General features: G+C 42.5%; 32 protein-coding genes, 3 pseudogenes and 2 riboswitches. Of the genes and pseudogenes, 20 read left to right on the top strand and 15 right to left on the bottom strand.

The window, feature by feature from the left end; translation table 11 throughout:
* Positions 1-7: 7 nt before the first annotated feature.
* The 5 genes from AR335_RS12095 to AR335_RS12075 all read left to right on the top strand — a co-directional run bounded on the left by AR335_RS12095 (position 8) and on the right by AR335_RS12075 (position 6,049).
* Complete coding sequence (locus AR335_RS12095; protein WP_053355279.1) at positions 8-841, top strand: hypothetical protein; 834 nt, start codon at positions 8-10, stop codon at positions 839-841.
* A 136-nt stretch (positions 842-977) separates the two neighbouring features.
* Entirely contained in the window at positions 978-2,114 is a 1,137-nt protein-coding gene (locus AR335_RS12090; protein WP_062235945.1) for an MGDG synthase family glycosyltransferase, read from the top strand.
* Positions 2,115-2,160: 46 nt separating this feature from the next.
* Positions 2,161-3,843 (top strand): DUF6044 family protein, encoded by a 1,683-nt coding sequence (locus AR335_RS12085; protein WP_062235942.1) that lies wholly within the window; start codon positions 2,161-2,163, stop codon positions 3,841-3,843.
* A gap of 20 nt (positions 3,844-3,863) precedes the next feature.
* Positions 3,864-4,862, top strand: coding sequence for a glycosyltransferase family 2 protein (locus AR335_RS12080; RefSeq protein ID WP_062235939.1), 999 nt, complete (start codon positions 3,864-3,866; stop codon positions 4,860-4,862).
* Between the two features lie 203 nt (positions 4,863-5,065).
* Positions 5,066-6,049: a cation diffusion facilitator family transporter gene (locus tag AR335_RS12075; protein WP_062235936.1), complete on the top strand. Its 984-nt coding sequence runs from the start codon at positions 5,066-5,068 to the stop codon at positions 6,047-6,049.
* Positions 6,050-6,258: 209 nt separating this feature from the next.
* Here the strand turns inward: AR335_RS12075 and AR335_RS12070 are convergent, their stop codons facing one another.
* Positions 6,259-6,951: a hypothetical protein gene (locus AR335_RS12070; RefSeq protein ID WP_062235934.1), complete on the bottom strand. Its 693-nt coding sequence runs from the start codon at positions 6,949-6,951 to the stop codon at positions 6,259-6,261.
* A 196-nt stretch (positions 6,952-7,147) separates the two neighbouring features.
* Here AR335_RS12070 and AR335_RS12065 point away from each other — a divergent pair, with 196 nt between their 5' ends.
* Positions 7,148-7,633 carry a peptidoglycan-binding domain-containing protein gene (locus AR335_RS12065; protein WP_062235931.1) on the top strand — a complete coding sequence of 162 codons (486 nt, stop codon included), beginning with the start codon at positions 7,148-7,150 and terminating at the stop codon, positions 7,631-7,633.
* Positions 7,634-7,788: 155 nt separating this feature from the next.
* On the top strand, positions 7,789-8,517 hold the full coding sequence (yunB, locus tag AR335_RS12060; protein WP_062235928.1) for a sporulation protein YunB: 729 nt from the start codon (positions 7,789-7,791) through the stop codon (positions 8,515-8,517).
* Here the strand turns inward: yunB and AR335_RS24025 are convergent.
* Positions 8,486-8,734: a hypothetical protein gene (locus tag AR335_RS24025; protein ID WP_156418951.1), complete on the bottom strand. Its 249-nt coding sequence runs from the start codon at positions 8,732-8,734 to the stop codon at positions 8,486-8,488. The two genes, yunB and AR335_RS24025, sit on opposite strands and share 32 nt — an antisense overlap.
* Before the next feature lie 102 nt (positions 8,735-8,836).
* On the opposite strand from AR335_RS24025, the gene AR335_RS12055 reads away from it, so the two are divergent.
* Positions 8,837-9,385 carry a GNAT family N-acetyltransferase gene (locus AR335_RS12055; RefSeq protein ID WP_062235925.1) on the top strand — a complete coding sequence of 183 codons (549 nt, stop codon included), beginning with the start codon at positions 8,837-8,839 and terminating at the stop codon, positions 9,383-9,385.
* On the opposite strand, the gene AR335_RS12050 is transcribed toward AR335_RS12055, so the two are convergent.
* The 3 genes from AR335_RS12050 to AR335_RS25190 are packed head-to-tail and all read right to left on the bottom strand — an operon-like array spanning position 9,325 to position 10,983.
* Positions 9,325-9,834 carry a hypothetical protein gene (locus AR335_RS12050; RefSeq protein ID WP_062235922.1) on the bottom strand — a complete coding sequence of 170 codons (510 nt, stop codon included), beginning with the start codon at positions 9,832-9,834 and terminating at the stop codon, positions 9,325-9,327. The genes AR335_RS12055 and AR335_RS12050 overlap by 61 nt on opposite strands.
* A gap of 1 nt (position 9,835) precedes the next feature.
* A complete protein-coding gene (locus tag AR335_RS12045; RefSeq protein WP_062235919.1) occupies positions 9,836-10,624 on the bottom strand; it encodes an MFS transporter in 789 nt (262 codons plus the stop codon).
* A complete protein-coding gene (locus tag AR335_RS25190; protein ID WP_369795831.1) occupies positions 10,594-10,983 on the bottom strand; it encodes an MFS transporter in 390 nt (129 codons plus the stop codon). The genes AR335_RS12045 and AR335_RS25190 overlap by 31 nt, the downstream gene beginning before the upstream one ends.
* 254 nt (positions 10,984-11,237) lie before the next feature.
* Between AR335_RS25190 and AR335_RS12040 the strand changes: the two are divergent.
* From AR335_RS12040 to AR335_RS23165, 4 genes and pseudogenes are all read left to right on the top strand, one after another.
* Positions 11,238-11,492 (top strand): annotated as a pseudogene (locus tag AR335_RS12040) (3-oxoacyl-[acyl-carrier-protein] synthase III C-terminal domain-containing protein); the annotation flags it as partial.
* Between the two features lie 77 nt (positions 11,493-11,569).
* A complete protein-coding gene (locus AR335_RS12035; RefSeq protein ID WP_062235912.1) occupies positions 11,570-12,430 on the top strand; it encodes an alpha/beta fold hydrolase in 861 nt (286 codons plus the stop codon).
* Positions 12,427-13,020: an NUDIX domain-containing protein gene (locus tag AR335_RS12030; protein WP_062235909.1), complete on the top strand. Its 594-nt coding sequence runs from the start codon at positions 12,427-12,429 to the stop codon at positions 13,018-13,020. Before AR335_RS12035 ends, AR335_RS12030 begins: the two co-directional genes overlap by 4 nt.
* Positions 13,021-13,108: 88 nt before the next feature.
* Positions 13,109-13,219 (top strand): annotated as a pseudogene (locus tag AR335_RS23165) (DNA-binding response regulator); the annotation flags it as partial.
* Positions 13,220-13,313: 94 nt separating this feature from the next.
* Here AR335_RS23165 and AR335_RS12025 read toward each other — a convergent pair.
* Both AR335_RS12025 and AR335_RS12020 read right to left on the bottom strand, forming a co-directional pair.
* Entirely contained in the window at positions 13,314-13,607 is a 294-nt protein-coding gene (locus AR335_RS12025; protein ID WP_156418948.1) for a hypothetical protein, read from the bottom strand.
* 102 nt (positions 13,608-13,709) lie between these two features.
* Positions 13,710-14,576 carry a VanW family protein gene (locus AR335_RS12020; RefSeq protein ID WP_062235903.1) on the bottom strand — a complete coding sequence of 289 codons (867 nt, stop codon included), beginning with the start codon at positions 14,574-14,576 and terminating at the stop codon, positions 13,710-13,712.
* 174 nt (positions 14,577-14,750) lie between these two features.
* A riboswitch (SAM riboswitch) is annotated at positions 14,751-14,861 on the top strand.
* Between the two features lie 70 nt (positions 14,862-14,931).
* Positions 14,932-15,031: riboswitch (SAM riboswitch) on the top strand.
* Between the two features lie 228 nt (positions 15,032-15,259).
* Here AR335_RS12020 and AR335_RS12015 point away from each other — a divergent pair.
* Positions 15,260-15,586 (top strand): DUF2325 domain-containing protein, encoded by a 327-nt coding sequence (locus tag AR335_RS12015; RefSeq protein ID WP_062235900.1) that lies wholly within the window; start codon positions 15,260-15,262, stop codon positions 15,584-15,586.
* A gap of 28 nt (positions 15,587-15,614) precedes the next feature.
* Here AR335_RS12015 and AR335_RS24015 read toward each other — a convergent pair whose 3' ends face one another.
* A complete protein-coding gene (locus tag AR335_RS24015; RefSeq protein WP_156316245.1) occupies positions 15,615-15,785 on the bottom strand; it encodes a hypothetical protein in 171 nt (56 codons plus the stop codon).
* 203 nt (positions 15,786-15,988) lie between these two features.
* Here AR335_RS24015 and AR335_RS12010 point away from each other — a divergent pair, with 203 nt between their 5' ends.
* A complete protein-coding gene (locus AR335_RS12010) occupies positions 15,989-16,915 on the top strand; it encodes a S66 peptidase family protein (protein ID WP_062235896.1) in 927 nt (308 codons plus the stop codon).
* 11 nt (positions 16,916-16,926) lie between these two features.
* Here the strand turns inward: AR335_RS12010 and AR335_RS12005 are convergent, their stop codons facing one another.
* From AR335_RS12005 to AR335_RS11995, 3 genes are read right to left on the bottom strand one after another with little or no spacing between them, the layout of a single operon-like run.
* Positions 16,927-17,430, bottom strand: a complete 504-nt coding sequence (locus AR335_RS12005) for a DNA-3-methyladenine glycosylase family protein (RefSeq protein WP_062235893.1) — start codon at positions 17,428-17,430, stop codon at positions 16,927-16,929.
* Between the two features lie 28 nt (positions 17,431-17,458).
* A complete protein-coding gene (locus tag AR335_RS12000; RefSeq protein ID WP_062235890.1) occupies positions 17,459-17,833 on the bottom strand; it encodes a hypothetical protein in 375 nt (124 codons plus the stop codon).
* Positions 17,834-17,869: 36 nt separating this feature from the next.
* Positions 17,870-18,109 carry a hypothetical protein gene (locus AR335_RS11995; RefSeq protein WP_062235887.1) on the bottom strand — a complete coding sequence of 80 codons (240 nt, stop codon included), beginning with the start codon at positions 18,107-18,109 and terminating at the stop codon, positions 17,870-17,872.
* Between the two features lie 390 nt (positions 18,110-18,499).
* Between AR335_RS11995 and AR335_RS11990 the strand changes: the two genes are divergently transcribed.
* On the top strand, positions 18,500-19,582 hold the full coding sequence (locus tag AR335_RS11990; protein ID WP_062235884.1) for a hypothetical protein: 1,083 nt from the start codon (positions 18,500-18,502) through the stop codon (positions 19,580-19,582).
* A gap of 133 nt (positions 19,583-19,715) precedes the next feature.
* Here the strand turns inward: AR335_RS11990 and AR335_RS11985 are convergent, their stop codons facing one another.
* Complete coding sequence (locus tag AR335_RS11985; protein WP_062235881.1) at positions 19,716-20,084, bottom strand: hypothetical protein; 369 nt, start codon at positions 20,082-20,084, stop codon at positions 19,716-19,718.
* A 473-nt stretch (positions 20,085-20,557) separates the two neighbouring features.
* On the opposite strand from AR335_RS11985, the gene AR335_RS11980 reads away from it, so the two are divergent.
* Positions 20,558-21,400: a YitT family protein gene (locus AR335_RS11980; RefSeq protein ID WP_062235878.1), complete on the top strand. Its 843-nt coding sequence runs from the start codon at positions 20,558-20,560 to the stop codon at positions 21,398-21,400.
* Between the two features lie 32 nt (positions 21,401-21,432).
* On the opposite strand, the gene AR335_RS11975 is transcribed toward AR335_RS11980, so the two are convergent.
* Both AR335_RS11975 and AR335_RS11970 read right to left on the bottom strand, forming a co-directional pair.
* A complete protein-coding gene (locus AR335_RS11975; RefSeq protein ID WP_062235875.1) occupies positions 21,433-21,762 on the bottom strand; it encodes an ArsR/SmtB family transcription factor in 330 nt (109 codons plus the stop codon).
* The gene (locus AR335_RS11970; RefSeq protein ID WP_062235872.1) at positions 21,759-22,193 is read right to left on the bottom strand and encodes an SRPBCC family protein; all 435 of its coding nucleotides are present in this window, start codon (positions 22,191-22,193) and stop codon (positions 21,759-21,761) included. The genes AR335_RS11975 and AR335_RS11970 overlap by 4 nt, the downstream gene beginning before the upstream one ends.
* Positions 22,194-22,369: 176 nt before the next feature.
* Between AR335_RS11970 and AR335_RS11965 the strand changes: the two genes are divergently transcribed.
* Both AR335_RS11965 and AR335_RS11960 read left to right on the top strand, forming a co-directional pair.
* A complete protein-coding gene (locus AR335_RS11965; RefSeq protein ID WP_053355250.1) occupies positions 22,370-22,582 on the top strand; it encodes an alpha/beta-type small acid-soluble spore protein in 213 nt (70 codons plus the stop codon).
* A 153-nt stretch (positions 22,583-22,735) separates the two neighbouring features.
* A complete protein-coding gene (locus tag AR335_RS11960) occupies positions 22,736-23,458 on the top strand; it encodes a TraR/DksA C4-type zinc finger protein (protein WP_062235869.1) in 723 nt (240 codons plus the stop codon).
* A 69-nt stretch (positions 23,459-23,527) separates the two neighbouring features.
* Here the strand turns inward: AR335_RS11960 and AR335_RS11955 are convergent.
* Positions 23,528-23,884: pseudogene (locus AR335_RS11955) on the bottom strand (TIM barrel protein); the annotation flags it as partial.
* A gap of 162 nt (positions 23,885-24,046) precedes the next feature.
* Here AR335_RS11955 and AR335_RS11950 point away from each other — a divergent pair.
* Together AR335_RS11950 and AR335_RS11945 are read left to right on the top strand one after the other, a co-directional pair.
* Entirely contained in the window at positions 24,047-24,250 is a 204-nt protein-coding gene (locus AR335_RS11950; RefSeq protein ID WP_053355247.1) for an alpha/beta-type small acid-soluble spore protein, read from the top strand.
* A gap of 347 nt (positions 24,251-24,597) precedes the next feature.
* Positions 24,598-25,035, top strand: a complete 438-nt coding sequence (locus tag AR335_RS11945; RefSeq protein WP_062235864.1) for a YndM family protein — start codon at positions 24,598-24,600, stop codon at positions 25,033-25,035.
* The last annotated feature ends 323 nt before the right edge of the window (positions 25,036-25,358 follow it).

Raw genomic sequence — 25,358 nt, 5'->3', positions numbered from 1 at the left:
GGCGGCCATGAAAAGATTCCATATTTTTATCTCGTTGATCATCATGTTATTTGCCAGTATGCCGCTGCTTAGCCCTACGGCTTATGCTGCAGAGAAGAACATTATGAAATCAAAAGAAGTCGTTATTCCGTTCAACCAAAGTGTAGAAAATGTGATTGTGTTTGGGCACGATGCGGTCATAAAGGGAAAGGTCAAAACGGCAGTAATCGTTTTTAATGGAGATGTGAACATTAAGCGACAAGCCAAAATTAAAGAGTTGGTTCTTGTTGTTGGAGGGCATGTCAAACAGGAGCCCGGTTCCAATGTTACAGAGAATATAGTATCGATCAACTTGGACAGTCCATCTCAGAACAGCCTGTTTCTTGGGGGAATGGTATTGGTCGGCGGCTGGCTGATGCGGCTCATTGGAAGCATTGTTCTTGTTCTGTTAACCATTTTGGCAGGCCTGTCGTTGAATAAAAGATTCAGCAGCTTTGCAGAAATCACCAAAGGAAAAGCGGCTCGTTTCATTTTGTCAGGAGCTATCACAAGTCTGGCGATCCTGATTTTAAGCCTGTTACTGGGCATTACCGTTATCGGCATCCCGATCTCCATTATTCTTCTGTTGTTCCCTTTGATTTCTTTCATAGCTGGAATGGCGGTTTTAAGTAAAGAAACGGCAAAGAGGATCGCCGGATTAGAGAACAAACCAGCTTGGATCGTCTATTTGACAGGATCTTTTTTAATCGTATCTATTTTTAATTTCCCGGTCATCGGAGGCATCGTCTTTTTTATCCTCTATTGTCTATCACTTGGAATGTCCATTCAATGGCTGTACAGCAGATTGCGGCGGGGGAAATAAATATAAGCATTGAAGTCTTTAACTACTTGTTAAGGACTTTTTTTATTTCTAAATGAACTTTTTGCGATCTTTCTCGTCTTTTTACTAGTGTAGGGACTTTTAAGCAAAATCCATTTATAAAAATAGGTGATGAAGAATGAAGAAAATATTGTTTCTACCGTTTTTGCAAATGCCGTCAGGGCATCATCAGGCTGCCGAGGCGTTAATTGATATGTTGAAGATCAGAAAAAAGGATATCGTCTTAAAGAAAGTGGACTTGTTAAGCTATATGAATGTTTCGCTAGAAAAGATGGTGACGGGAACGTATCTCAAGTGGATCAAACTCATGCCGGGAACCTACGATCTCGTTTATAAAAATTTTACCTATTCAACGATGAGAAAGGTCCATTCGTTCAAGGGTTATGAAATTTTGTTTCTGAAAAAAATGGAAAAGCTTCTGGAGGATGAACAGCCGGACGTTATTGTATGTACACACAGCATCCCGTCTTACCTTTTGAGTGCATTGAAGCGGAAAGGAAAGTGCCAGGTTCCGGTCATGAATGTATATACGGACTTTTTTATCAACGACGTATGGGGCAGGGAAGAAATTGACTATCACTTTGTCCCAAACCAGGATATGAAATCAAAATTAGTGACAGACCATCACATTTCTCATAAAAACATCATCGTATCAGGAATTCCTGTGCATGAGCAATTTACGAAAACAGAAAAACGGAGCAGTGAGAGCAGCCGGAGAAAAATCTTGATCTCAGGAGGGAGCAGCGGTTTAGGGGATATTTATGAGTTAATAACAGCTGCTGAAACGTCTGGTGCTTTCGACTATTTTGTGCTTTGCGGAAATAACCGTAAGCTGTATGAAAAAATCAGGCAGCTGGATGCGGATCATATTCATCCTCTTCCATACATTGCTTCAAGGCAAGAGATGAACGAATGGTACGACCGGGTCGATGCTGTAGTGACGAAGCCGGGGGGAATCACAGTGAGTGAAGCGCTGCAGAAAAACCTGCCCATCTTCGTTCATTCCGTGCTACCGGGACAGGAAGAGATCAATCTTGAATATTTGGAAGAAAAGAATCTGGTTTTCCGGCTTGAAAGATCTCAATCCATTGAAGAGCAGCTGCATAGGGTCTTAGGCAATAAACCCGAATTGAAAAAATGGCATGCTGCCAAAAAAGCGTATGAAAAAGGCATAGAGATGCTGTCGCCAGATCAGATGGCAAAGTTTATCCAGTCCATTTTAGAACCGGCGATGTCTTTTACTCAGCACGCTTAACCACTAAAAATGTTTTGCCAATACATCAAGACAGGAGCTTTACGAAATGGTAAGGAGGCCTATATCAAGAGAATCAAAATACTTGTATGGTGCATGGATCATTCTTCTGATCTATCTCTCTCCGCTTTTTATTTTAGGAGAGAATGTTCACATCCGAGTCCATGATAATATGGATTCCAATATCGCGTGGTACCGGGTTCTCGTTCACAGCGGACAGCTGTTTGGAAATATTCACGCTGTCATACCGCAAGTGATCAACGGCCTGCCGAGGGATGCCTTTGAAACGGAATTCAGCGGCATCGTATGGCTGCATGCGTTGTTTCCAGCAATGCAAGCCTATGCCATATCACAGGCGATAACACGGGTGTTTGCTTTTATTGGGATGTACCTGCTGCTGAAAGATCATTTTGTGAAAGAGCAGGAATTATCGTTTATCCGTGTTGGTGTTGCCTTAGCCTTTGCTTTAACGCCTTTTTGGCCTTCAGGCATGCTGAGCACCCTCGGAATGCCGCTCGCATTATGGGCGTTTTTAAATATTCGCAATCAGGCATCAGGTCGTAAGGAATGGCTGGTCCTTCTCCTGCTGCCCTTTTACTCCAGCTTTGTATTAGGTTTTTTCTTTTTTCTCTTTGCTATGGCTTTATTGTGGATAACAGATGTGTGGAGAAAGAGAAAGTGGAATTTTAAATTCCTCATTAGTATCAGCTTTATGATTTTGATCTACATGGTGACTGAATACCGCCTGGTGTATTCACTTCTGCTTCCACAGGCACCGACGAGCAGGAATGAATTCAAGGAATCTGTCCTTGATTTTCCATCTTCCATAAGGCTGATGCTGAAAAATTTTCTATTGGGCCATACTCATGTGATGACGATTCACACGTACTTCATTTTGCCGCTTTTATTCGTGGCCCTGTGGAAGGTCATTAGACAAAAGACATGGAGAAATGAAACTCTTTTTCTTTTTCTCATGGCATTGAATGCTGTCTTATCAGTATGGTATGGCTTTTGGTTTTTTAAAGGATGGCAGCCGCTGAAAGATCAAGTCTCTCTTTTAAATACGTTTAACTTTTCGAGGTTTCACTTTCTGCATCCGTTAATTTTGTATCTTTTGTTCGCAGTAGGCTTGAAGATTGTTGGGCAGGGGAAGGGTAAATGGAAAAAAACAGCCGTGGTTTTGCTTATCCTTCAGTTGCTATTGCTGTTCACACTGAATGAGGAAATCCGTTATCGAATCGCTGGATACCCTTCGTTCAAGGAATTTTACTCCACTCAGCTCTTTGAGAAAATTGACCGCTATATTGGAAAACCGAAATATACGTATCGGGTAGCAAGCATAGGACTGCATCCCTCGATCTCTCAATACAACGGATTTTACACGCTCGATACCTATAACAATTTTTATCCGCTCTCCTATAAACACCAATTCCGGTCCATTATTTCTAAGGAACTGGACAAGAACCGAAAACTGAAGAACTATTTTGACCACTGGGGCGGCCGATGTTATCTATTCTCAGCAGAACTCGGCAAGCATTATAGTTTTGAGAAAGATTCGGATAAAAAAATCGACCACCTGCAATTAAACACAAAGGCGTTTAAAAAGCTTGGAGGACGGTACATCTTTTCATCTGTTCCTATCGTCAATGCCAGGGAAGATCATTTAACGTATGAAAAAACATTTACGGACCCGCATTCGGTATGGAAAATCTATCTTTACCAGGTGAGATGAGCTAAAAGGGAGTGAATTTGATGAATGAACCTATCTTAACGATTGTTGTTCCCTGCTACAACGAAGAAGAAGTACTGCAGGAAACAACAAAGCAATTAACCTATCTTCTGGAAGACCTGGAGACAGAAAAGTTGATTCATACACAAAGTAAAATCATGTTTGTGGATGACGGCAGCGAAGACAGGACATGGAACATGATTGAAGAAGAAAGCTTTGTGAATGGTTATGTAACTGGATTGAAATTATCCAGGAACGCCGGCCATCAGAACGCTTTGCTAGCTGGTTTGATGAAAGCAAAGGAATTCTCGGATTGTGTCATTTCCATTGATGCCGATCTGCAGGATGACATCACCGTCATCAGGGAATTTATCCTGAAATACAATGAAGGCTGCGAGATCGTGTATGGTGTCCGAAGAAAAAGAGATACCGATACATTTTTAAAACGAACGACAGCGAATGGTTTCTATCGTTTTATGCAAAAGATTGGAATAGACCTCATTCCTAATCACGCAGATTTTCGTTTAATGAGCAAGAGGGCCTTGGATGAGCTGTGCCGATATGAAGAAAACAACTTATTTTTGAGGGGGATCATTCCTCTCATTGGGTTTAAGTCTGCAAATGTTTATTACGACCGTAAAGAACGGATGGCGGGCACTACAAAATATCCATTAAAGAAAATGCTCGCTTTTGCAGTGGACGGGATTACTTCGTTCAGTATTGCTCCGATCCGCTTTGTGACCCTCATCGGATTGATGTCCATCATCCTCAGCGTACTATTAGGAGGATATACCATTGTTCAGGAGGTCTTGGGCCGTACAGAATCAGGATGGTCATCCTTAATGATTTCCATATGGTTTATCGGAGGACTGCAGCTTTTAGGTATAGGGGTAATCGGGGAATACATCGGAAAAATCTTTAAAGAAGTAAAGCGGCGTCCAAAATACTCGATAGAAACAAATCTTAATCTGGAAGATACGGCAAGAAAACGAGAGATTTTCCATGAAAGCACGGTCCGCTAATACAATAATAAATCCTCTTTCCTTACCAATTGTTAATCTATAAAATGGTAAGGGAGGGGATTTTTTTATGTATATTCGAATAGCCTTTAACTGAAAATCTCATTTGAAGTACAAAGGTTAAATAAGGTGTGACAAACTACCTAATCGGGAAGAATGAGGTTGAACTCTATACATAAAATTAAAAATTAGAGAGTGTGGAACTAATGGGGCAGCTATTTAAACACTTGAAAAACGGAAATAAGTCCGCATTTTTAGCGGCAATCGTCAACACCATCATTGCCATCATTAAAGGCGGCGCCTATCTCAGTACAGGGAATGTGGCCATGTTTGCAGAAACGATGCACAGTCTAGGTGATGCAGCCAATCAATTCTTTGTATTCATCGGTTCTGCATTAAGCAAAAGAGGGGCAACAAACCGTTTTCCTAATGGGTTTGGAAGACTTGTGAACCTCGTGCTGCTGGGCGCCGTTCTAATTGTTGGGATCATGTCGTTTGAAACAGTTAAAGAAGGATTTACACACATCTTTCACCCAACGGAATCGACTGGCTTTGCCATCAATCTGGCTGTGCTGGGAGCGGCGGTCCTGCTCGAGGCATTCGTCCTTTTTAAAGCAATGAAAGAGATCATGCATGATGCAGGAGACACCACGAGCGGTTTTGCCGTATTCGCTAAAAGTTTCGGTTACCTCCCAAAAGCTAAACCAGCTACAAAACTTGTTTTTATGGAAGATATGGTAGCCACGGCAGGCGGACTGCTCGCTATCATCGCCATTGTCATCGCCCACTACACACCGTTTCACCAAGCGGAAGGCATCGCGTCAATACTGATCGGCCTTATGATGTTCTTTGTTGTCGGAAAAGTATTTCTTGATAATGCTGCAGGGGCTCTTGGAGAAGCGGATGAGGAAATGGAAGACAAAATTGGTGATTTGGTCTTGCGTGATCCTGATGTAAAAGATGTGGTCGGAGTAACCGTCATTAAAGAAGGCGAAGATCTTCATGTCGAACTTGAAGTCGAAGTAGATCCATCGCTGACCGTCGCCCAGGCAGACGACATAAAAGACCGTCTTGAAGAGCAGATCTTATTGGAAAAAGGCGTAGCAGATGTCACCATTGAGTTTGATGAAGACGATGGTGTTCAGCAATGGCAGGAACACCGCAAAAACATGAATAAAACTGAAAAATGAGTAAAAAAACAAAGGATTTCTCCATGCTTTTTGGAGGAATCCTTTGTTTTTGATGTTGATGAAGAGAAGAAATTGGAAGGTAAATGGAAATGCAAGCCGAAACAATAGATTTACATGCCGAATTCATCAGTTTACCGTCCAAAATTTAAATTTACCCGCCAAAATGGAGCAAATACCCGCCAAATGCCCATTTTGGTCAACTAACTAGACTAAAACATTCCGGGATAGCCGTAATATGGGTAAAATACCTGCTGGCTTTGCTGTCCCTGCCCGCCTTGCTGCTGCCCGCCCGGCATCCCAGGGAACGAGCCAGGAAATTGCGGCATCTGCTGCTGTCCGCCCTGTCCTTGCTGAGGCTGCTGCCCTTGCTGTCCGCCTTGCTGGGTCTGCCCGCCCGGCATCCCGGGGAACAAGCCAGGAAACTGCGGCATCTGCTGCTGTCCGCCCTGTCCTTGCTGAGGCTGCTGCCCTTGCTGTCCACCTTGCTGGGTCTGCCCGCCTTGCTGCTGCCCGCCCGGCATCCCGGGGAACAAGCCAGGAAACTGCGGCATCTGCTGCTGTCCGCCCTGTCCTTGCTGAGGCTGCTGCCCTTGCTGTCCGCCTTGCTGTCCCTGCCCGCCCGGCATCCCGGGGAACATCCCAGGAAACTGCGGCATCTGAGGCTGCCCGCCCTGTCCCTGCTGAGACTGCTGACCTTGCTGTCCGCCTTGCTGGGTCTGGCCGCCTGGCATCCCCGGGAACATCCCGGGAAATTGTGGCATCTGAGGCTGCCCGCCTAATCCTTGCTGACTGGGTTGACCCTGGCCATAAAATCCATGGAATCCAGGTGTCTGCTGTCCTGATCCCTGGCCAGCCCCTTGTCCGGGAAATTGGGGATACATTCTTTTGCAATAATGGTTCATCCAGAAACCTCCTTATTTACATACAAACTATCCTATTCTGCCTTACAGTGGTTGGACACTGATTCTAAAGACCAGGTGAAAAACAGGGCATTGGTCTCAAGAAAGAAAGGGTTAATTTTACGAAGAGGGGGAATCTTCAGGATGAGGGGAAATTTGTAAGGAATATCAAATCCATACAAAAAAGGGGGATGGCAAAATGAAAAAAATACTTGCTAGTTTGGCAGTTGTCATCATGGCCTGGGGGATTTCATTTTCAACAGCATCAGCTTCAGCGCCAGGATTTCATCACCCGGTGGACTGGGATAAAAATTCAATTTTACGCAAGGATTCGCGTGGTGTGGAAGTTAAAAACATGCAGTATATTATCAATGTTCTCAGATTTTATACCGATTCGTCAGTCATTGACTCCGATGGGATCTTTGGTCCAAAAACCGAAGCCGCTGTTAAACAATATCAAAAAACGCACAACCTGGTCGTTGATGGTGTAGTGGGGCCGAGGACATGGGACAGCTTCTCTCAATTCATTGAAAAGAGAGGAAAGAACACTTATGGAGCCGGTGGATACATGGCCGTAAGAATCCATTGGAAATACGATAGCTCTAATTTCTACGCGCCCTCCAAAGCAAATATCTATGGAAATGGCGAAACATTAACCGATACGTATCGGTTATATGCCAATTAAATGTACTTAGGAATAACAATATCCTTATAAGCTTTCCTTCAAAGAGAACGTGCCTTATTCAGGCACGTTTTTCTTTGTTTTGCAATACTGAAGCTCTTAGCGTGCAAGGAATAAATCCTTTCTGACGGACGTACCTATAAAGTAGGAGGTGTATGATGTTTGGTCATCGAATGAAATTGCGGAAAGGACCTCTGCCGTTTAAACGTGTGCTGTTATACTCGTTGATCATGCTCCTCGGTATGACCATTTTTGCATTTTGGTTAGTGGACCATAAAATTGAACCCATCTTAAAAAACATCGCCCGTTCGGAAGTCCATAACATCGCGGATGAAGCCATCAATGATGCCATTCTTAAAACTACAAATCAATATGATATGAATAAATTGATTGTTATCCATGAACAAAAAGGCCAGCATCCGGCCTACAGTCTAAATTATCAAATGTTTAATAAGGTTTTGGGGAAAATGACGGAAAGTATTCATGATGAAATAAAGAGTCAGCAGCATACCAAAAAAGATAGATTCGGAAACAGACTTAACTCGATTGTCTATCAAATCCCGTTAGGTGCAGCATTTAACAACTCCTTGCTATCTGATGTAGGGCCTCCCGTACCAGTAGAAATGAGTGTGGTTGGAAACGTGGATTCAGAGCTGAAAACCAAGCCAATGAACGTAGGAATTAATAATCCATATCTTGAGGTTTATGTACATTTAAAAGTAAACGTACAGGTTGTTGTACCATTTTCTTCAGAGAAAGTAACCGTAGCGAACGATGTAAAACTTGGTGATCTTTTCTTGCCGCAAGACGTTCCAGAGTATTACGGAGACGGCGGAGGCTTATTCAAACCAGCAGTTATTGGCAATAAAGCGAAAAAGAACGATTAAGGGGCTGTCCTGAAAGTCGAAAATTGACCTTCAGGCAGCTCCTTTGACGTGAAAAATCTTCAATGAAAAGTTGATTGGAGTGCAAGGTGCGAGACTCCTGCGGGACTAGCGTGACAGGTGAGACTCCCGCAGGCGCTTGCGCCAAAAAGTAGGGGTTCACGCCGGTATGGCTCACCGCACGCCCCGCGGAAAGCGAGCAGCCTGGAGCGGAGATCAACAGCTACCAGACTTCTTGGACAGCCCCTTTTTTACTTCTAATATATGGAATTTTACTGGTGGAGATATAATGAAAGTACAGATAAAAAGGAGAATATGAATCATGAAACTCATTTCTAATTATAAAGATCATGATAGACTTAGATGCAGCTTTAATAACCTTGCTCAAAAAACGTTCGGCATTAGCTTCGAACAATGGTATCAAGCCGGATACTGGACAGATAAGTATATCCCTTATTCTTATGCCTTAGGGGAAGAAGTCGTTGCGAATGTATCGGTAAATAAAGTTGATTTACTTATTAACGGTCAAATCACCAAAGCAATCCAAATCGGCACTGTCATGACCCATCCGAATTACAGATATCAGGGGCTTGCCCGCAGGCTGATGGAAAGGGTGATGAATGATTATCATAATACAGATGCGTTCTACTTATTTGCCAATCGCGAGGTTCTTGAGTTTTATCCGAAATTTGGTTTTACAAGAATGGAAGAATTTCAGTTTGCGATGCCTGTTGAAAAGAAAAAAGAAACGAAAAATACATCGAGTGTGATAGAGCTTAATGCTGTCCATCAATCAGACCGCAGCTTTTTTTACTTTTCTTCCTCAGTTTCTGTCACAATCCCAAGTTCTTCTGCATCTTCAATTCTGTAGCTGATCAATACATATTGATACGTACCGACTTTGTTGGCTTCTTCTTCGGACATTATCTTTTTTCCCGGGCGTTCCGGCCAGTCGAACTCTTTTTTATCCTTTTTTCCAAGAGCTTTCATGATGGGAGGAAAGGACTCCTGCCATTCTTTAGCTGTCATGCGGTCGCTCGAGGAATTGATCGTTACATGATAGGGGAGTTCATTCAGTTCAACACCCTGCTTTTTTTCTTCTCTTACCTTCGCAAGAGATCTTTCATACAGCTTTAACGCAGGTTCGATTAATTGATAGGTTAGTGAAAGTGCTACTTCGGGCTGTTCGGCCTGTGCCTGGAGATCACCTCTGTAAAGCACACCTTCCATATTAACGGTTTTATAATACTTCTCCACAAGATTACCGAGCTGCTTTGTTTCTGCCACTTCCAGAAGGTCCGCTTCTTCAAGCTTTTTCACGTTAGTCCATCGTTCGGATCACTTTGCTTCTCCAAAGCACGAGAACCACAAACATGGTAAGGACCACGCTTGAAACCAAAATAATTTTGTCAATCGGAATTCCTCCTGATAGTAAAGAGGATACAAGAGCGAATGAGAGTGGGACAAATCCCATAGAAGCTGTAGCCATTAAGCTTTGCACTCTGCCCATCATGTGTTTATCCGTCATCTCTTGAACTAAGGACGGAGAGATAATATTTGAGATGGATAAGCATACACCTGCCATCGATAGAAGCAAAATACCATGCCAGAGAGCGGACATTTGGCTTAAGAAAATATTAAAGACCGAGAGAAGAGCGATTAGAGAAAGGCTGATGACCGGCCGTTTTCTTTTTATGTTCAATAGCCCAGTAAGCAGTGCTCCCACTACCATACCGCCAGCAAGCGAGCTTTCCAGATAGCTTAACGCCAATACATCTCCTTTTAAATACTGATCCACCATTAGAGGCAATCCGATATTGAGAGGGCCGACCAAGAACAGATTGACAAAAATTGAAGTGGCCATCGTTATGAGCAGGTAGGGGACGCTTTTGACGTAGACAATGCCTTCCTTTAACTGCTGAAATGTGGATTCTCTTTTTTTTGTTTCTTTTGATTGCTGATCTGGATAGCAGATTTGCGAGATAAGAATGCTGCTGCAGATGAGCAGGATAGAAGTGCAGCCGAAAACGCCGCTGAAGGAGCCAAATTTAATGATAAAGCCGGCGATGACCGGGCCAGTTAATAAAGATAGCTGATTAGTGGTCTGCATGAGAGAGTTGGAGCGTACATATGCTCCTTTTCAACGATGGTGGGAAGCATGGATTGGTTCGCCGGCCAGTAAAAGGCATCAAGTACACCAAAACAAAGAGCAAATATACCGAGGAAAATCAGGTTCATACTGTCGTTCATGATCAAAAGAACTAAGCCAAGTACAAGTAATCCTCTCGTAAGATTGGAAATGAAGATCACATGCGACCGCTTCATCCGGTCAGCAAGAACACCGCCGATTGACATGAGCAGTACCCGTGGAATGGAGGTGAGCATCATAATAATTCCAAGCTTTGATGGGGCTTCTAGAGCACGTATAACAAACCAGGTCTCTGAAATTAAATAGATAGAGAACGACAGCCCTGTAAAAGTAAAATCCTTTTTAGTGAATATTAATCGTTCGACAAAATGTTTAGTAAGAGAAAATCAATCCAATTGATTTTCTGGGAATCCATGGTAAACTTATTCATGAGTTAGCACCTAGTAATATTACCAACCTATAATATTAGGAGGCTGAGTATGAAATCAAAAGCAAGGCTTACGGCATCGGCACGTATGTACCGGAGAAAGTCCTGACAAACGAAGATCTGCAGAAGCTCGTCGATACGAGTGACGTACCGCACAGCGCAAACTTGAGAATGATAGAATCCATTTGTGAAAAAGTAGGGTTTCCCGCAGAAAAAATGCTCACCAGCATGGAGTATTGCGGAAATACTTCCTCGGTTTCCATTCCGCTGGCGCTGGATCTGGCTATAAAAAAAGGAAAGTTGAACGACGGAGACATCCTTTTGCTTTATGGATTCGGAGGCGGTCTGACGCATGCCGGCCAATTGCTGCAGTGGAATCCTGATCCTGCTAAACAATCATAAGGATATGAAACTCAAATGGAGTATATAGGTAGAGTGGAAGGTCAGGAAATTATAGGATCTGGATGGTGGTCGGGCAGATGATACGCTGGGAAACGAAGATGATTTCAACGGAACGCGGAAGCTTTGAAGTGTTTAGTAAAGGACAGGGACCTGCGTTATGTGTGACCCATCTTTATTCAGAGTTTAATGAGACGGGTGACAGATTTGCTGATACATTTACGGAAACAAACCAAGTATTTCTAGTAAATCTGAGAGAAGCGGGAAGGTCAGAACAAGCGCACGAACCGTATCAGCTCAGTATGATTGAGACGGTGCTCGATCTGGAAGCAGTTAGATTGGAGCTGGGCATTCAGTCTTGGAACGTTGCCGGACATTCTACCGGGGGAATGCTTGGGCTTGTCTATGGCATGCGGCATCCTCAATCCATTGATTCTTTAATCATTGCCGGTTCCGCAGCCAGGGAATATGCCTCCTCATCGCCCTATTGTATCTATCATCAGGAGCATCCACAGTTTGAAAAGATGCAAATGCTGATCGAACGCCTGAAAACGAACCTATCAGAAGAAGAACGCAGCCGCTGCTCCCGGGAGCGGACGAAACTCTCCTTGCATGAGCCAGATCGGTATGATGAATATTTTACAGGGGATGTCCACAAATCGATGTCTGCTTCCCGCATGAACTTTTTTGCACGGGAAATTCTGCTATTTGATATTACGAAACAATTGCACAAGGTTACTGCCAGAACTTTGGTGATTTGCGGAGCACATGACGTCCAGTGCCCTCTTCCTTTCTCTAGGGAAATTGCAGAACTAATCCCTAACGCCGAGCTGGAAGTTTTTAATGACAGCAATCATTATCCTTTTTTGGAAGAAGCTGAAAAATTCAGCAGGGTGATCAAAGAATTTCTATTCCATCCTGTCATGAGGCATAAAACATGAGAGCAATAGAGTTTGAAAAGCAGTTTGTGACAGCTGGAATCTTTGTCTTCTATAAAGGGCTTTTCCCGTTTCAGATCGGTCCGACAAGGAAAGGGGATCAGCTCGGAGTCGTCAGGCTGGGTGGGCATCGGGAAGGAAATGAAACACCGATCGAGACAGCGGTGAGGGAATTGCATGAAGAATCGGGCATGAATGTAAAAACCATCCATTCCCCAGTGACCTATCATACGCCCAGCTGGAATTATCCTGAAACAAAAGTGAGGGCACAGGATTCACAAGGAATGGCTCCCGTTCTGATTAAAGGTGTAAACGGTGAATATTCTGTCATGTACTTTGGGGAGTCCATGGATAAGCCTGTACCATCTTCTGAAGCGAAAGCGATTGTATTATTGAAACCGGCAGATATTGTGATAATTTGCAGCAGGACGCTGACTTTTGGTGAGTATATAGCCCGCAATGGAATTGTTGTAGAAAGAGAGAAGATGGACCGTAATCTTAATCTGGTGCCCTTTCCGCAGCTTCGTTTTTTATCCAGGCTGTTAAATGATGAACCAGAGTGGCTCAAGGGTCTTTTTAATATGAAAATCTAGCAATAGAATTAGCCCAAAGTGGATTCGAACATTGATTCAAAGAGGTTTTTCTATAAGTACCGTTAAACTTTTAGTTGAGGTGCGGTCCATGAGCGATACAATACTGCTGGTCGAAGATGATCTCTCGATACAAGAAACGGTAGAACGTTTTTTAGTAAAAGAAGGATATCAAGTAACAGCTGCAAGTAATGGGGAAGAGGCTTTTAAACTCTAATCCATCACTTGGGCAGCCGTTTGCATGCTTTTAAGGGAAAATAAAAAAGCCCAGCATTAGGCTGAGCTGTAAATTTAAATTATTGAAATAGTCCGGAATGCAGAACTTCATTCGCTGCAGAAACAACATTGAACAAGAAAGCTCCCCACCATACAAGACGGCCTCGGGAAGAAACTTTGCTCCATCTTGTTCCCTTGCCATGTTCTTTGAAATAAATAAGAGCAGCAAGGGCCGTTATATTAAAGAAGATCATGCTCCAGCGGGCTACAACAAGGTAAGTCGGACTAACTAATCCACCGGCAAGCAGCAATCCATTGATTAAGAACAGCATATAGAAAAACGGAAGACTTTTCATGTCATCACTTCTCTCCAAGATGATCAAATCCTCGTTTATTCTAACACCGCAATTATGAAATTGGAATGGGTTTGCTCAATGGTTAACAATGTTGACACATTTCTTATCCGAGCGGAAGAATCAATGTTTTTTCGAAGGAACATGTATGACATCAGAAGATGAAATCATCACCATCATGCTCCCTCCATAGGTTTTGGCCCGGATCAGGATCGGCTGGTTATAACGGTTCTGAAAACGGAAATCAGGCCCGTACCAGCTTACGGTTGCATCCCTGCCTTTTGGAACATAAGGTACACTTCGGCTGTGTGAAAAACGCTGCACAATATGAAGTCCAGCCCGGTCCACGGCATTAAAAAGAGTAGAGGAGACCTGGCAGATTCCTCCGCCAACTCCTTCTGAAAGCTCTCCACGAACAATAACAGGTGCACGCATGTACCCTTTGTCCGTAGTCCGTCTTCCTACGACCCTGTTAAAGGAAAAGGTCTCTCCAGGAAACACGACTTGATTATCAATCGCTTTTGCGGCAAGTGAAATATTATGGGTCCTGGATGAATGAGAACGGTTGAAATAAGTGACATACTGAGCAAGGTGATTGGTCCTGATATTTCCAAGCAGCTCACTGTCAACCCTGGGGTGGACCGTTATTAGAGGGACTTCAAGTTTATGAGGCCCCTTGCTGAAAAAGCTGGCATAGAATTGCTCTTTAAACGCTTTTTTGTAGAGCATGGAACCGTTTTCTCCAGGAGTAATTCCTCCTAAATCATTAATTCTTGCATTAAGAGGCGGACGGTAAACCTGACCTTCCAATTTTGCAGCAAACGACTCGAATTTTTCACCGTCTATGATAGGCGTACCAGGCAGCGGGACCATAAAGTCTTTTCGATCAATAATTGCGATGGTTTGGCCTTGCTGAATCAATGATATACTCTCAGGCGTATAGACAGGCTGTACGGCCAGCAGCATACCGGTTAACCATGAAAGTAACATAACGAATAACCTCCCAAAAGATAGTATGAGGAAGGACGGCTGGATTTATGTAGTAAGCATTCACATAAATAAAATTTAGATTTTTCAAAAAAGTTATTGACTTTCCATTGCATACCTGTTTTAATAACAATTAATCCGATGAGGATTATATGAATTAAAAACTCCATAAATTTTTTCTTATTCTGAGAGGTGGAGGGAATTGGCCCTGCGAAACCTCGGCAGTGGACTCTTTAACGAGAGAACTGTGCCAAATCCAACAAGCATCAGCTTTTTATTGAGTAAAAAAATATCGTGCAGCTGATTGGTAAACCAAAGGCCGTGTCTCAACATTAGCAGACATGGCCTTTTGGTTTTCTTTTTTTTCAGTGGAGGGATTTGGCCCTTTGAAGTCTCGGCAGCGGTCCCACAGAGGGAACTGTGCCAATTCCAACAAGCTTTGGCTTGGACAATAAGAAGTGTAATTTGGTTATGTCTAACCTCTTCTTATTACGTGATCGTAGTAGGAAGAGGTTTTTATTACGGTATAAAACAGAGTAAATCCATAGGGATATTTGTATATTCTTTTTTGCTGCTGATTGGAAAACCAAAGGCAACTCTCTTTTTGGGATGTATGCCTTTGTTTTTTTTACTCAGCTCGAGCAAAAAGAAATAGTTGAAATAAGAGAGAGAAGGGAGATGCTGGTATGTCGTCGTTATTAATTGTTGGTGGAGATCATCTTGGGAAAATTACGAAGAAACTGGAGCATCAAGACATAAGGGAGATCATTCATGTGAGCGGAAGAAAAGCTAGAATGTCTCAAAAGGAGATTCCAAGTCATGTGAACTTGGTTCTGGTCCTGACCGATTTTATAAACCATGAGTTTTCAGCAGCGATTAAGAAAAAGGCGAACAAACAGAGTGTTCCCATCTATTTTTCCAAGAGGTCCTGGTGCTCGATCTATGCTGTACTTGAAAAATCGGAGCTTTTAAGCAATCGCACAAAACGGAAGAAGATAGCCGTTAATGGGTAATAAGAAAACCTGCCTCACAGGGCAGGTTTCATTCCGTTGAATTAATTTTTACAACTTCAAGCTGAAAGGGAACGCACTCTTCCAGCCTTTCTTTAATCTGTTCGGCTTCCTCTCTGGACAATGGAGTATTTGAGTCTCTTAACGTTTCCAGGCTGAAAGTAAACCTCCCGCTGGATTCAATAACCTTGTATTCTTTCATGGAAATTCCCCTTTCTCCCTTTCATTTGAGATTGCCAAAATGGCACGATGGTATATCTATATACTTCTACATACCCGGTTCGTTCCCTTTTTAGTATTTTGATTGGAGGAATTGAAAAAATATAGTTATAGGAAAATCATCACTCTAATATACATAATCGATGGAATCTCGATGGGAAACCGTGCTGATGGAGGGATGAAGGTATGGCTGTTAAACCACCGATACTGCAGAGAGGGGACACCATCGGGATCGTGACACTAGGAAGCCCTCTGGAGGCCCAAATAATTAATGAAGGATTAAACACGCTGCGAAATTTTGGATTCAATATTGTCCTCGGGAAAAATGTTTACACGAATACTGGTTTTTTGGCCGGAACGGATGAACAGCGGGCAGCTGATTTAATGGCGATGTTTACGAATAAAAAGGTGAAAATGATTTTGCCGACAAGAGGGGGAGTAGGAGTAGAGGGAATTCTGCCGTATCTGGATTTTGATGTCATCCGGCAGAATCCAAAAATCGTATCAGGTTACAGCGATATTACGATCCTGCTGAATGTACTGTATCAATATACCGATTTAATCACCTTTCAGAGCCTTCTCCTGCTGGACTTTAATCCAAATACACCGGCTTATAGCTACCAACAGTTTTTCCAGGCAACTTCCACTGTTCAGTCACCCCGGCAAATTGTTAATCCGCCGGGTATTCCTCAAATTAGCAGAGTACAAGGAAATATAACGGGAGAAGTTGTTGGCGGCAATTTGACCTCGCTTGTGCATTCACTTGGAACTCCGTTTGAGATTGATACAGCAGGAAAAATTTTAGTGATAGAGGAGACCCATGAACCGATTAACGCGGTTTACCGGTATCTCAATCATTTAAAAATTGCGGGTAAATTTGATGATTGTGCAGGCATTGTGATGGGTGAATGTACAGCGTGTGAACCGGCGTACGGTGTAACGTATGATCAGCTCATTACTACGTTTGTCGTACCACTTGGGAAGCCGCTCATGACAAATGTTACAACAGCACATGGGTATTATAAGGCAGCCATCCCAATCGGTGCACAGGCGAACCTCGATACCGTTAACAACCGTTTTTCAATTTTAGAGCCGAGTGTGAGCAATATGTAATATAAAAGAGATTATCCAGCTGCCAGCTCCATCCATAAATAAAAGGTGGCATAGGCCCTCCAGCCTGTCCAATTTTGAGACCACTCGATGATTTCTGGAAGGCTTGGCTTGGAGTAGGAACCAAGCACCTTTTTTAACGCGTTATGCAAACCAGCGTCTGCAGCAGGAAATGCATCAGGATGGCGCAGGCACCTCATGATGACATAGTTTGCTGACCTGCTCCCTATTCCGCGGATCGAAGTCAATTTCTTTTCCATCTCGTGAAGGGGCAGTTCTTGGAGTCCTGTTTTGGTTAATCTGCCGTTAGAGATTAATTCAGCAGCATCTAACAAGTACTCTGCCTTTCGGTTTGTGAACTTTAGGGAGAGCAAATTTTCTTTAGTAAGATTGGCGACTTTATCAGGCTCAGGAAACATCCAATAATCTTTTCCGTTAAATGCCATGTTTTCTCCGAAGTGTTCAACTAACCGCCTCTTCAATAAATAAGCCACGTGAAGGCTGACTTGCTGCCCCATTATAGACCAGGCCAAGGCTTCAAACAGGTCAGGCACTCCAATGATTCTCAGCCCTTCCCGCCCTGGGACAACTACGCAAAATACGGTCTTCTTCTGCCATTTGATAGAAAGGGGTTAAATCCCGTTCCAAATCCATCCAATCGATGACGTGATGAACAATCTCTGCTTTTGTATTGTGATCGGGAACTTTGATTGGAAATGATAGAACGAGGTGCTGATCTGTGGCCTCCAACTGAATCAAAACACACTCTTTTTCACATCTAACCGCCTTCCTTACAGATTTGTTGTCCATATCCACGGAATGCAGCAGTTCATTTTGATTTCGGTTTAAATAACGAAGACACTCTTCAAAAAGAACATCATGCCGTTTGATCTCAATATATTTTCCTTTGTCACTCCACATAAACAATCTCCTAAGCTTTTTAATATAGGAAGTCGATTAGCTTCCGGCTTCCTCCCGCAGACGGTTGAAGTCCCCTTCATGCCTTGTAGCCACAGCAATATCAAAAAGGGCATGGTTGAACTTCTCGTGGTCCAGACTGAACAAAAAGCTATTTACAAAGCCTTTGGCGGTGTATACGGCAAAATTCCATCCGGCATCAAAGTCTTTGGGATTGATTGAGCTCGCCATTAAATCGAGTACTTTTAGGATTTCAATCCCTACAATGCAGCCTTGCATTTGCCATATGGATACCCTCCCAGAAGTAAAAACGTCCTAGCGATTATTAGATGGTTCGGTTTAGCCATCTTACATATGTCTTTTGTTATAGGATCTTAATGATTGCAACAAACCCTTTAGTCCACTAAATCGTAAAGCAGGGTTACTCAATGGGATCAACTAGCATTATTCAAGCAAATGTGGAGGTCAGGGATGGCGTAATACAAAGAACAAGCATTACAGGTAAAGCGATTATAGTAGAATAGACCCGCTTAAACCCCTAGAAACCAACCAACTTTCTCGATAACTTATGTAGGGGGTGCCTGGCACCAGTAAAATGCTATTTCTTGCTCACACCCAGATATTGGGGTAAATTGTAAAAAAGACACAAGTTGAAGAAAGGAACACACTATGAATAAAAAGTTATTATCTTTTTTTGGAGGAAACAGTGGAGCTTCAGGAAAAAGTGAACAGATTCAGAATCGTGAAAGCTGGCTTAAGGTGATTGTAATTGGTGCATTTGCTCTTTTACTTTTTTATAAGATTGCCACCTCGCCATTTGTTTTCCGTTTCTCTGATTTTATTTCTCTCTTTGCTTCTCTTTTTGCGTTGACGATTTCAGTGATGTACTATAAAAAATTTAATGACCTCGTTCGCAGATTAGAGGAGGGGTCCATTAAGGGGCAAAGGGATGATGCCCCGGTAATACAATCACTTCCGGAAACGGTAGCTTCAAGGAATGACCAACAAGATTTAGAAGCAGAAGAAACATTTCTTGAAGGAGAAATGGAGACTCTAAAGGAAAAAATGCTGAAAGAGGAAGAACTGCAGGTTGATGATAAGCTGGCAGAGGAAGTACAAGAAGAACAGGCTGAAGAAGCCTCAGAAAAGGATGAGCCAAAAGAACAGGCTGCTGAACGGCTTGAAGAGGCTCAGGCTTCCTCCGTCACTCCTCAGGTAACAGAAGAAGAACCGCCGGAAACAGAGGATAGGATTGAATATAAAAAGTCAGATGAAGATTACGTCTATGAGCCGAATGAAGAAGACATGAAAACCCAGCGAATTAAAGAAGAAGAGCTTAAACAGATTGAGATGGACAAAACCCAGATTTACCAGCAGCTGTATACTAGAGCCGATCTGAATGAAGAAGAGAGGAAATATTTCCAACAGCAGCTTCAGGAAAAAGAAACTCAAGCCTCTAATCTAAAACAGGAACTCATTCAGTTTACGAACAAGATCTCACAGGCGATCAATAAAACACCGCAGCTATTTCAAAAGCGTGATTCCAGGATTGAAGGAATCGTTCGGCTGCTCAAGCCTGATTTTGTAAATACTGCATCATTAAGTGAAATCAATGAACGTCTTGACGAACTGACCATTAATATACCGGAGGAGACACTGGAATCTCTTCAGCGTGAAGGGTTACTCGATGAATCGTTCCATTTTACCCGTTCCGGTTACAGGGAAGCGATCAACACAAGCAAACTGATCTAATCTATTTATATTTCAAAGAAAAGAAGCATCTTCTTAATAGGTGCTTCTTTTTTGATTCCAAATAAAAAAGCGGTGTCAGGCACCGAAATCCCGGTGCCTGACACCCTAAAAGAAATGCACTTACATTTCCCGCTTAAACCCCAAATATTGAAGGGCAAGATGCAGGCTGGAAAATGTGGTGACCTTCATCGATTTCATGCCCGGCGGTCTCCAGGTTGGAAGCGTGTTTTTCCATATAAGAAGTACTTACCATAAGAACAGCAGTATCAACTACGGAATCAAATTCAGAAATCAGTTCGTAAAACGTATCGAGATCCAATTTTTGCAATTTGGCTTCTTCTTTTATGATGATGCCGATTTTAGTACGGTAAAAATGTACTTCTTCGATGGCACGATCCAATGGGATAATAAGCGAAACAAAGATATCAGCATATTCAGCTCCCCATTCCTTCAGCCTTTCAACAGAGACAGCTGGTGGAAGCGATACGGTCTCTCTATACAAATAATCAGCTTCATACGAAGATGTTCTAACCGACTCCGATTGTTTCCTAAGTGGCTGTAATCGAATCGCTCTTCATCTAATATTCTTTTCGCTAAGGTTTCCTTTTGATTTAAAATAAGTCCGCTCATTGTTTTGAAATAGGGGCTTGTTTCTTTGCTCAGTACTTTCGACACTTTCAGACCCATCCTTTAATAAAGAATAAAAAACAGTTGTTAAAGTTTTCGTCGTTTTTCCGTTTTTTGTAACGTTTTGAGAGGGATTGAATGCTCTAGTAGCTGGAAATGGTGCCAGGCACCGCTTTTACATACTTGTGTAATCGCGGTGCCTGGCACCTTTCATTTTTCACCGGAAGGTTTACTCCAGGGCAATAAGGATAATATTAAACGAGATGTTATTTCTTTTGTTACATAAAAAAGTTCATTATAGTAGGATACATATGTTGGAACATAATTGCTTGAAAAGAAGGGTTGCCCATGCTGGAAAAAAGAGTGGTCAGAATTGCTTTTGAAGTGCTTTGCATTATTTTTGGGAGTTTGCTCATTGGGGTAGGATCGAATACGCTGCTTCTGCCGGCACATTTACTTTCTGGCGGCCTGATGGGTATTTGCATGATCATCTACAATACGTTAGGCTGGTCGGTCGGAACGCAATATTTTCTCTATAATATTCCGCTCCTAGTCCTGGCCTATATTCATCTGGGCAAGAAATTTATTATTTATACACTGCTGGCGGTTGGTTTCGATTCACTGTTTCTGCATCTTATACCGATTAAGATGATGTGGACGCACAATATTATTCTTGCCTCGATCTTCGGGGGTGTGGTTTCTTTTGCTGGCGGAGCCATTATGCTTCGTGCCGGAGGTTCAAATGGGGGACTCGATGTTCTTGGGCGAGTGATCGCCAAGTATAAAAATCTTTCGATCGCCCGCTTCGGCCTGATCATGAATTTTATCATTATTTCCGTTTCCGCTGTTATCTTCAATGTACAGTCGGCCATGTTCACGATTCTTTCGATGTATGTCGGCGCGAAAACATACGATACCATCCTGACTGTGGCAGAAAGAAGTTCCGTCATGATTGTGACCGATAAAGGAAACGAGGTGTCAGGTGCATTAAACGAAGCCTTTAACCGGGGGGTAACATTCTGGGAAGGTGAAGGAGCGTATTCTCATGAAAGCAAACAGGTAGTTTTTTGTGTCATTGTGAATATTCAATGGGCTGATTTGGTTGATATTGTGAAAGGTATTGATGAAACAGCCTTTATTTCAGCAATTCCTGCTCATAAGATTGTCGGAAACTTTAAAAATGTGTGGTAAAACAAAAACCTGCTCAAGAAGGCAGGTTTTTGTTATGTCTGAGAGTCTTTTTCCACTAAAGTTTTTAGCATCGACATCTTGTTCTGCCAGAACTGTTCGAAGTAGGAGAGCCATTTTTCCAATTCAGACAAAGGCTCAGCTTGAAGCGTGTAAAGTTTCTCCCTGCCGGACTTTCGTTTTTTAACTAAGCCTGCTTCAGAAAGGATCAGCAGATGCTTGGACACCGCGGTCCTGCTCATAGGAAACCGTTCCGAAAGTTCAGTGATGGCAAATTCCTTTCCTGCCAGCAATTTTAAAATTTCACGGCGTGTAGGGTCTGCGATGGCCTGGAAAACATCGTGCTTTTTAGCTGAAGCGTTCATTCTTTTTCTGCAAGTTCCTTTAGACTTTGCATGATTTTCGCCCAGCCGCCGTTCATATTGTCCCGTACAGCGGATACTTTTTGCTGTGCTTTAGGCAGGATAGCATCCGGATGGCCCCAGCCTGAATGAGTAAGGGTAAAACGGGTCTTACCTTCTTCTTCCTTAAGTTCAAACGTTACGATCCAGCCAAATTGATCCCACGCAAAAGAAAGCTTATGCGGCTTCTCAACCAATAACACTTTGCATGGTGACGGGCCAAACGGAGATTGAATATGGAAATCATGGCCAACATGCGGCTCAAAGTCATTGGGCATAAACCAAGCGGAGATCCCATCTGCAGTTGCAACGGTCTTCCACACTTTTTCAATAGGGGCATTGAAAACATCAGTATATTGAATATCTTTTACTCGTTCTTCCGTAAAATCGGACATCATGGTTTCCCTCACTTTTTAAAATTATGTGAAACTATATGGTTTCGCTTTCTGAATTATATACAACCATTTGGTTTCATGTCAACAATGTTTCGGTTTTTTACAAATATTACATAGTATGGTTTGCAATCATTAGAGAGAAAATTTAAGTATACCAATCGAGGAGGTGAAAACACATGGCTCAACAAGGTGGAAACAACAACGAACTATTGGTTCAAGGTGCTCAACAAGCTATCGACCAAATGAAGTACGAAATCGCTTCTGAATTTGGTGTACAACTTGGTGCTGACCAAACAGCTCGTGCTAACGGATCTGTTGGTGGAGAAATCACTAAACGTCTAGTAGCTCAAGCTCAATCTCAACTTTCTGGATTTGGTGGAAAACGCTAATTCTAGCGAAGACATAACAGAATACTCAATGGACAAGGCTGCCTATTTTAAATAGGCAGTCCTTATTTTTTTCCAATCATTAAAAAGTATGAGCGTCAACATTATGTCAAATAATAAAGTTGTGTACGAGATTCTACTTTCGGAGGTCATGAAATGGTATGGTCACAGCAGAGCATCAATCAGTTTAAAGACCGTCTCCAGCAGATGCAAAATGAATTGAACGAGCGGTTGGCGTATAACCGTCATTATGGAAATGAGTTAGAGCTTATTAAAGAATCGGTCAGCGAGCTTTCGAGTTATGATAACCATCCGGGGGATCTGGGTACAGAATTGTTCGAAAGGCAAAAAGATATCGCATTGAATGAATTAAATGAATCGGAATTAAAATCCATTCATCAGGCACTTGAAAGAATTGATGCAGGGGAATATGGATATTGCAAAACGTGCGGACAGCCAATCAGTATGGCAAGACTAGAGGCCTTGCCAACAACGGCTTACTGCAAAGAGCACAGCCTTGAACAAAGCAGTTCCAATAACCGGCCAATTGAAGAAGAAGTATTGAAGCCTCCATATGGCCAATATAATAATGATCAAAAAGATGCAACCTTTTACGATTCAGAAGATTCCTGGCAGGACGTAGCTGTTTACGGGACAAGTGAGTCCCCGTCTGATTTCTCGGAAAATGGAATGATGAATTATAATGAAATGTTTATTGAATCCGAAGAAAATGTGGGGTACGTTGAGGATATTGAAGGTTTTATCGCAACAGACATGGATGGAAGCAATACTCGCATCATTCCGAATAAAATGCACAAAGATTATGAACGGTTTCTGGTGGATCAGGAACAAACGGACGAAGATTCAGATTATGTTTAACAAGATAAAAACTCCTTTTGTATATAACAGGGAGTTTTTTTTATTTTCCACACTCGTTTTGTAGTTCTTTTATTTCGAATTATTAATATGAATAGCATTTAAATGTTTAAAGTATTCCAGTTTCTCACCATGCTCAACGATTTCTTCCCCGTTCCATAGCCCGCTTGCAAAAGCATGACATGTATCAAGACAAAAATCGATGTGCTCTGGAAAGTCTGTAAGATTCCTTACTTGTACAAGTTCCTCCATAGTCACTCCAAGTGAACCGGCTCTTCCTGCTCTATTTTCAAGAAGAATTTTACATTTTCCATCCCATTGCTGAAGAACCGTGTTGAGGTTACCGAAATGAACGACTACCACTGCTGCCCCACAGGCATCTGCGATTTCCAGATCGTTTACCAGGGAAGCAACTGTCAGCTCTTTATTATCTTCTTGAGGAGTAAGGCTAGTGGCAGCCGAACGTCATGGTTTACTTCCCTCATACAAATAAATTAGATGATTTATTAACGGAGGAAATATTTTCATGCAATTTTTGTATAAAAAACCTTTTTAGAGAGATGTTAACAAAAAAAGGAGGTGAACATACATATGGCAAATCGCGGAAACAACAATGAGGTTTTAGTTCAAGGGGCTCAACAGGCACTTGATCAAATGAAGTGGGAAATCGCTTCTGAATTTGGAGTTCAACTCGGGGCTGACACTACTTCTCGTGCAAATGGATCAGTAGGAGGAGAAATCACCAAACGTCTAGTGGCTACTGCTCAACAGCAGCTTTCTGGTTACGCTCGTTAATTTCAATGAAAAAGCTGGCCGCAGTGCTGCGGACCAGCTTTTTCTTATTTCTGATCTAAATCTTCTTCACCCATGCATTGGTGTCATATCCTCTCACTTGCCAGTAGCCCATATGCCGTCTATCGTGAATTTCCAGTTCTTGTTTGTAAATCGGGGGATTTCTGTAACGGTGTAAACCCGAATATTGTGAAATTGAACCAAACTAAGAATAATTGAACGGAACTGTCTGAGAATTGAACCAAACTAAATTTTCAGACTACTGACTCAATCCCATGATTGATTCTCATGACAAGAATGAACATCCTTTTTTTGTTGCAAACTAAAAGCAGGAAAGGGAGGTTTTAACTTTGGAACAGGCAAAGGTAATCTTACTAAAGTTTATTGTAAGCTTGATTGCTTTTTCAATCGGACTGGATTTGTTTTTCGATGCGACACTGGCTGATATCATTTCTTTTAGTGTTACGGCAACTGCTGTATCTTATATCCTGGCTGACCGCATTCTCCTGCCGCGGATTGGAAACATCAATACATTGATGGCAGAGTTCATTTTAATGTACACGATCGTTTGGATCTTTGGGGCGATATTGCTTCACGGTTACCTGCAGATCGCCTGGGGGAGCGCTATCTCTGCCATTATCATTTCGGCAGCAGAGATCTATGTTCACCGCTATCTGCTCAAACACATGCCGGAAAGAAAAAGAGAGATCAGGCATCAGGGAGCCACTCCTAAATTACGATTTGTCACAGAATTTGCAGAAGATGACGATCCATCTGGCAAAAAGTAATTTTGGATAAGATTGACAAAATAGAGTGTCTTTGCGTAACTAATAGCGTAACGAAAAACCATGAATGAGGTGGAAAGGATGTTTTTTTTTATCAACTGTTCTTATTAGAGATTTAGCTTGATACGGGAGAAGTCTGCCCTTTTTTTGAAATTAAGCTAATCGAAGAACAGTAGGTAAAATCACCAATCCCTTCTTATGTTATTAACTATTCAGTGGGGCTGTCCAAGAAGTCTGTAAGCTGTTGATTTCCGTTCCAGGCTGCTCGCTTTCCGCGGGGCGTGCGGTGAGCCTTACCGGCGTGAACGCCTACTTTTTGGTGCAAG

Source organism: Fictibacillus sp. FJAT-27399 (assembly GCF_001510655.1).
Classification (GTDB): Bacteria; Bacillota; Bacilli; order Bacillales; family Fictibacillaceae; genus Fictibacillus_C; species Fictibacillus_C marinisediminis.
This window is presented reverse-complemented; position numbering and strand designations above follow the sequence as displayed.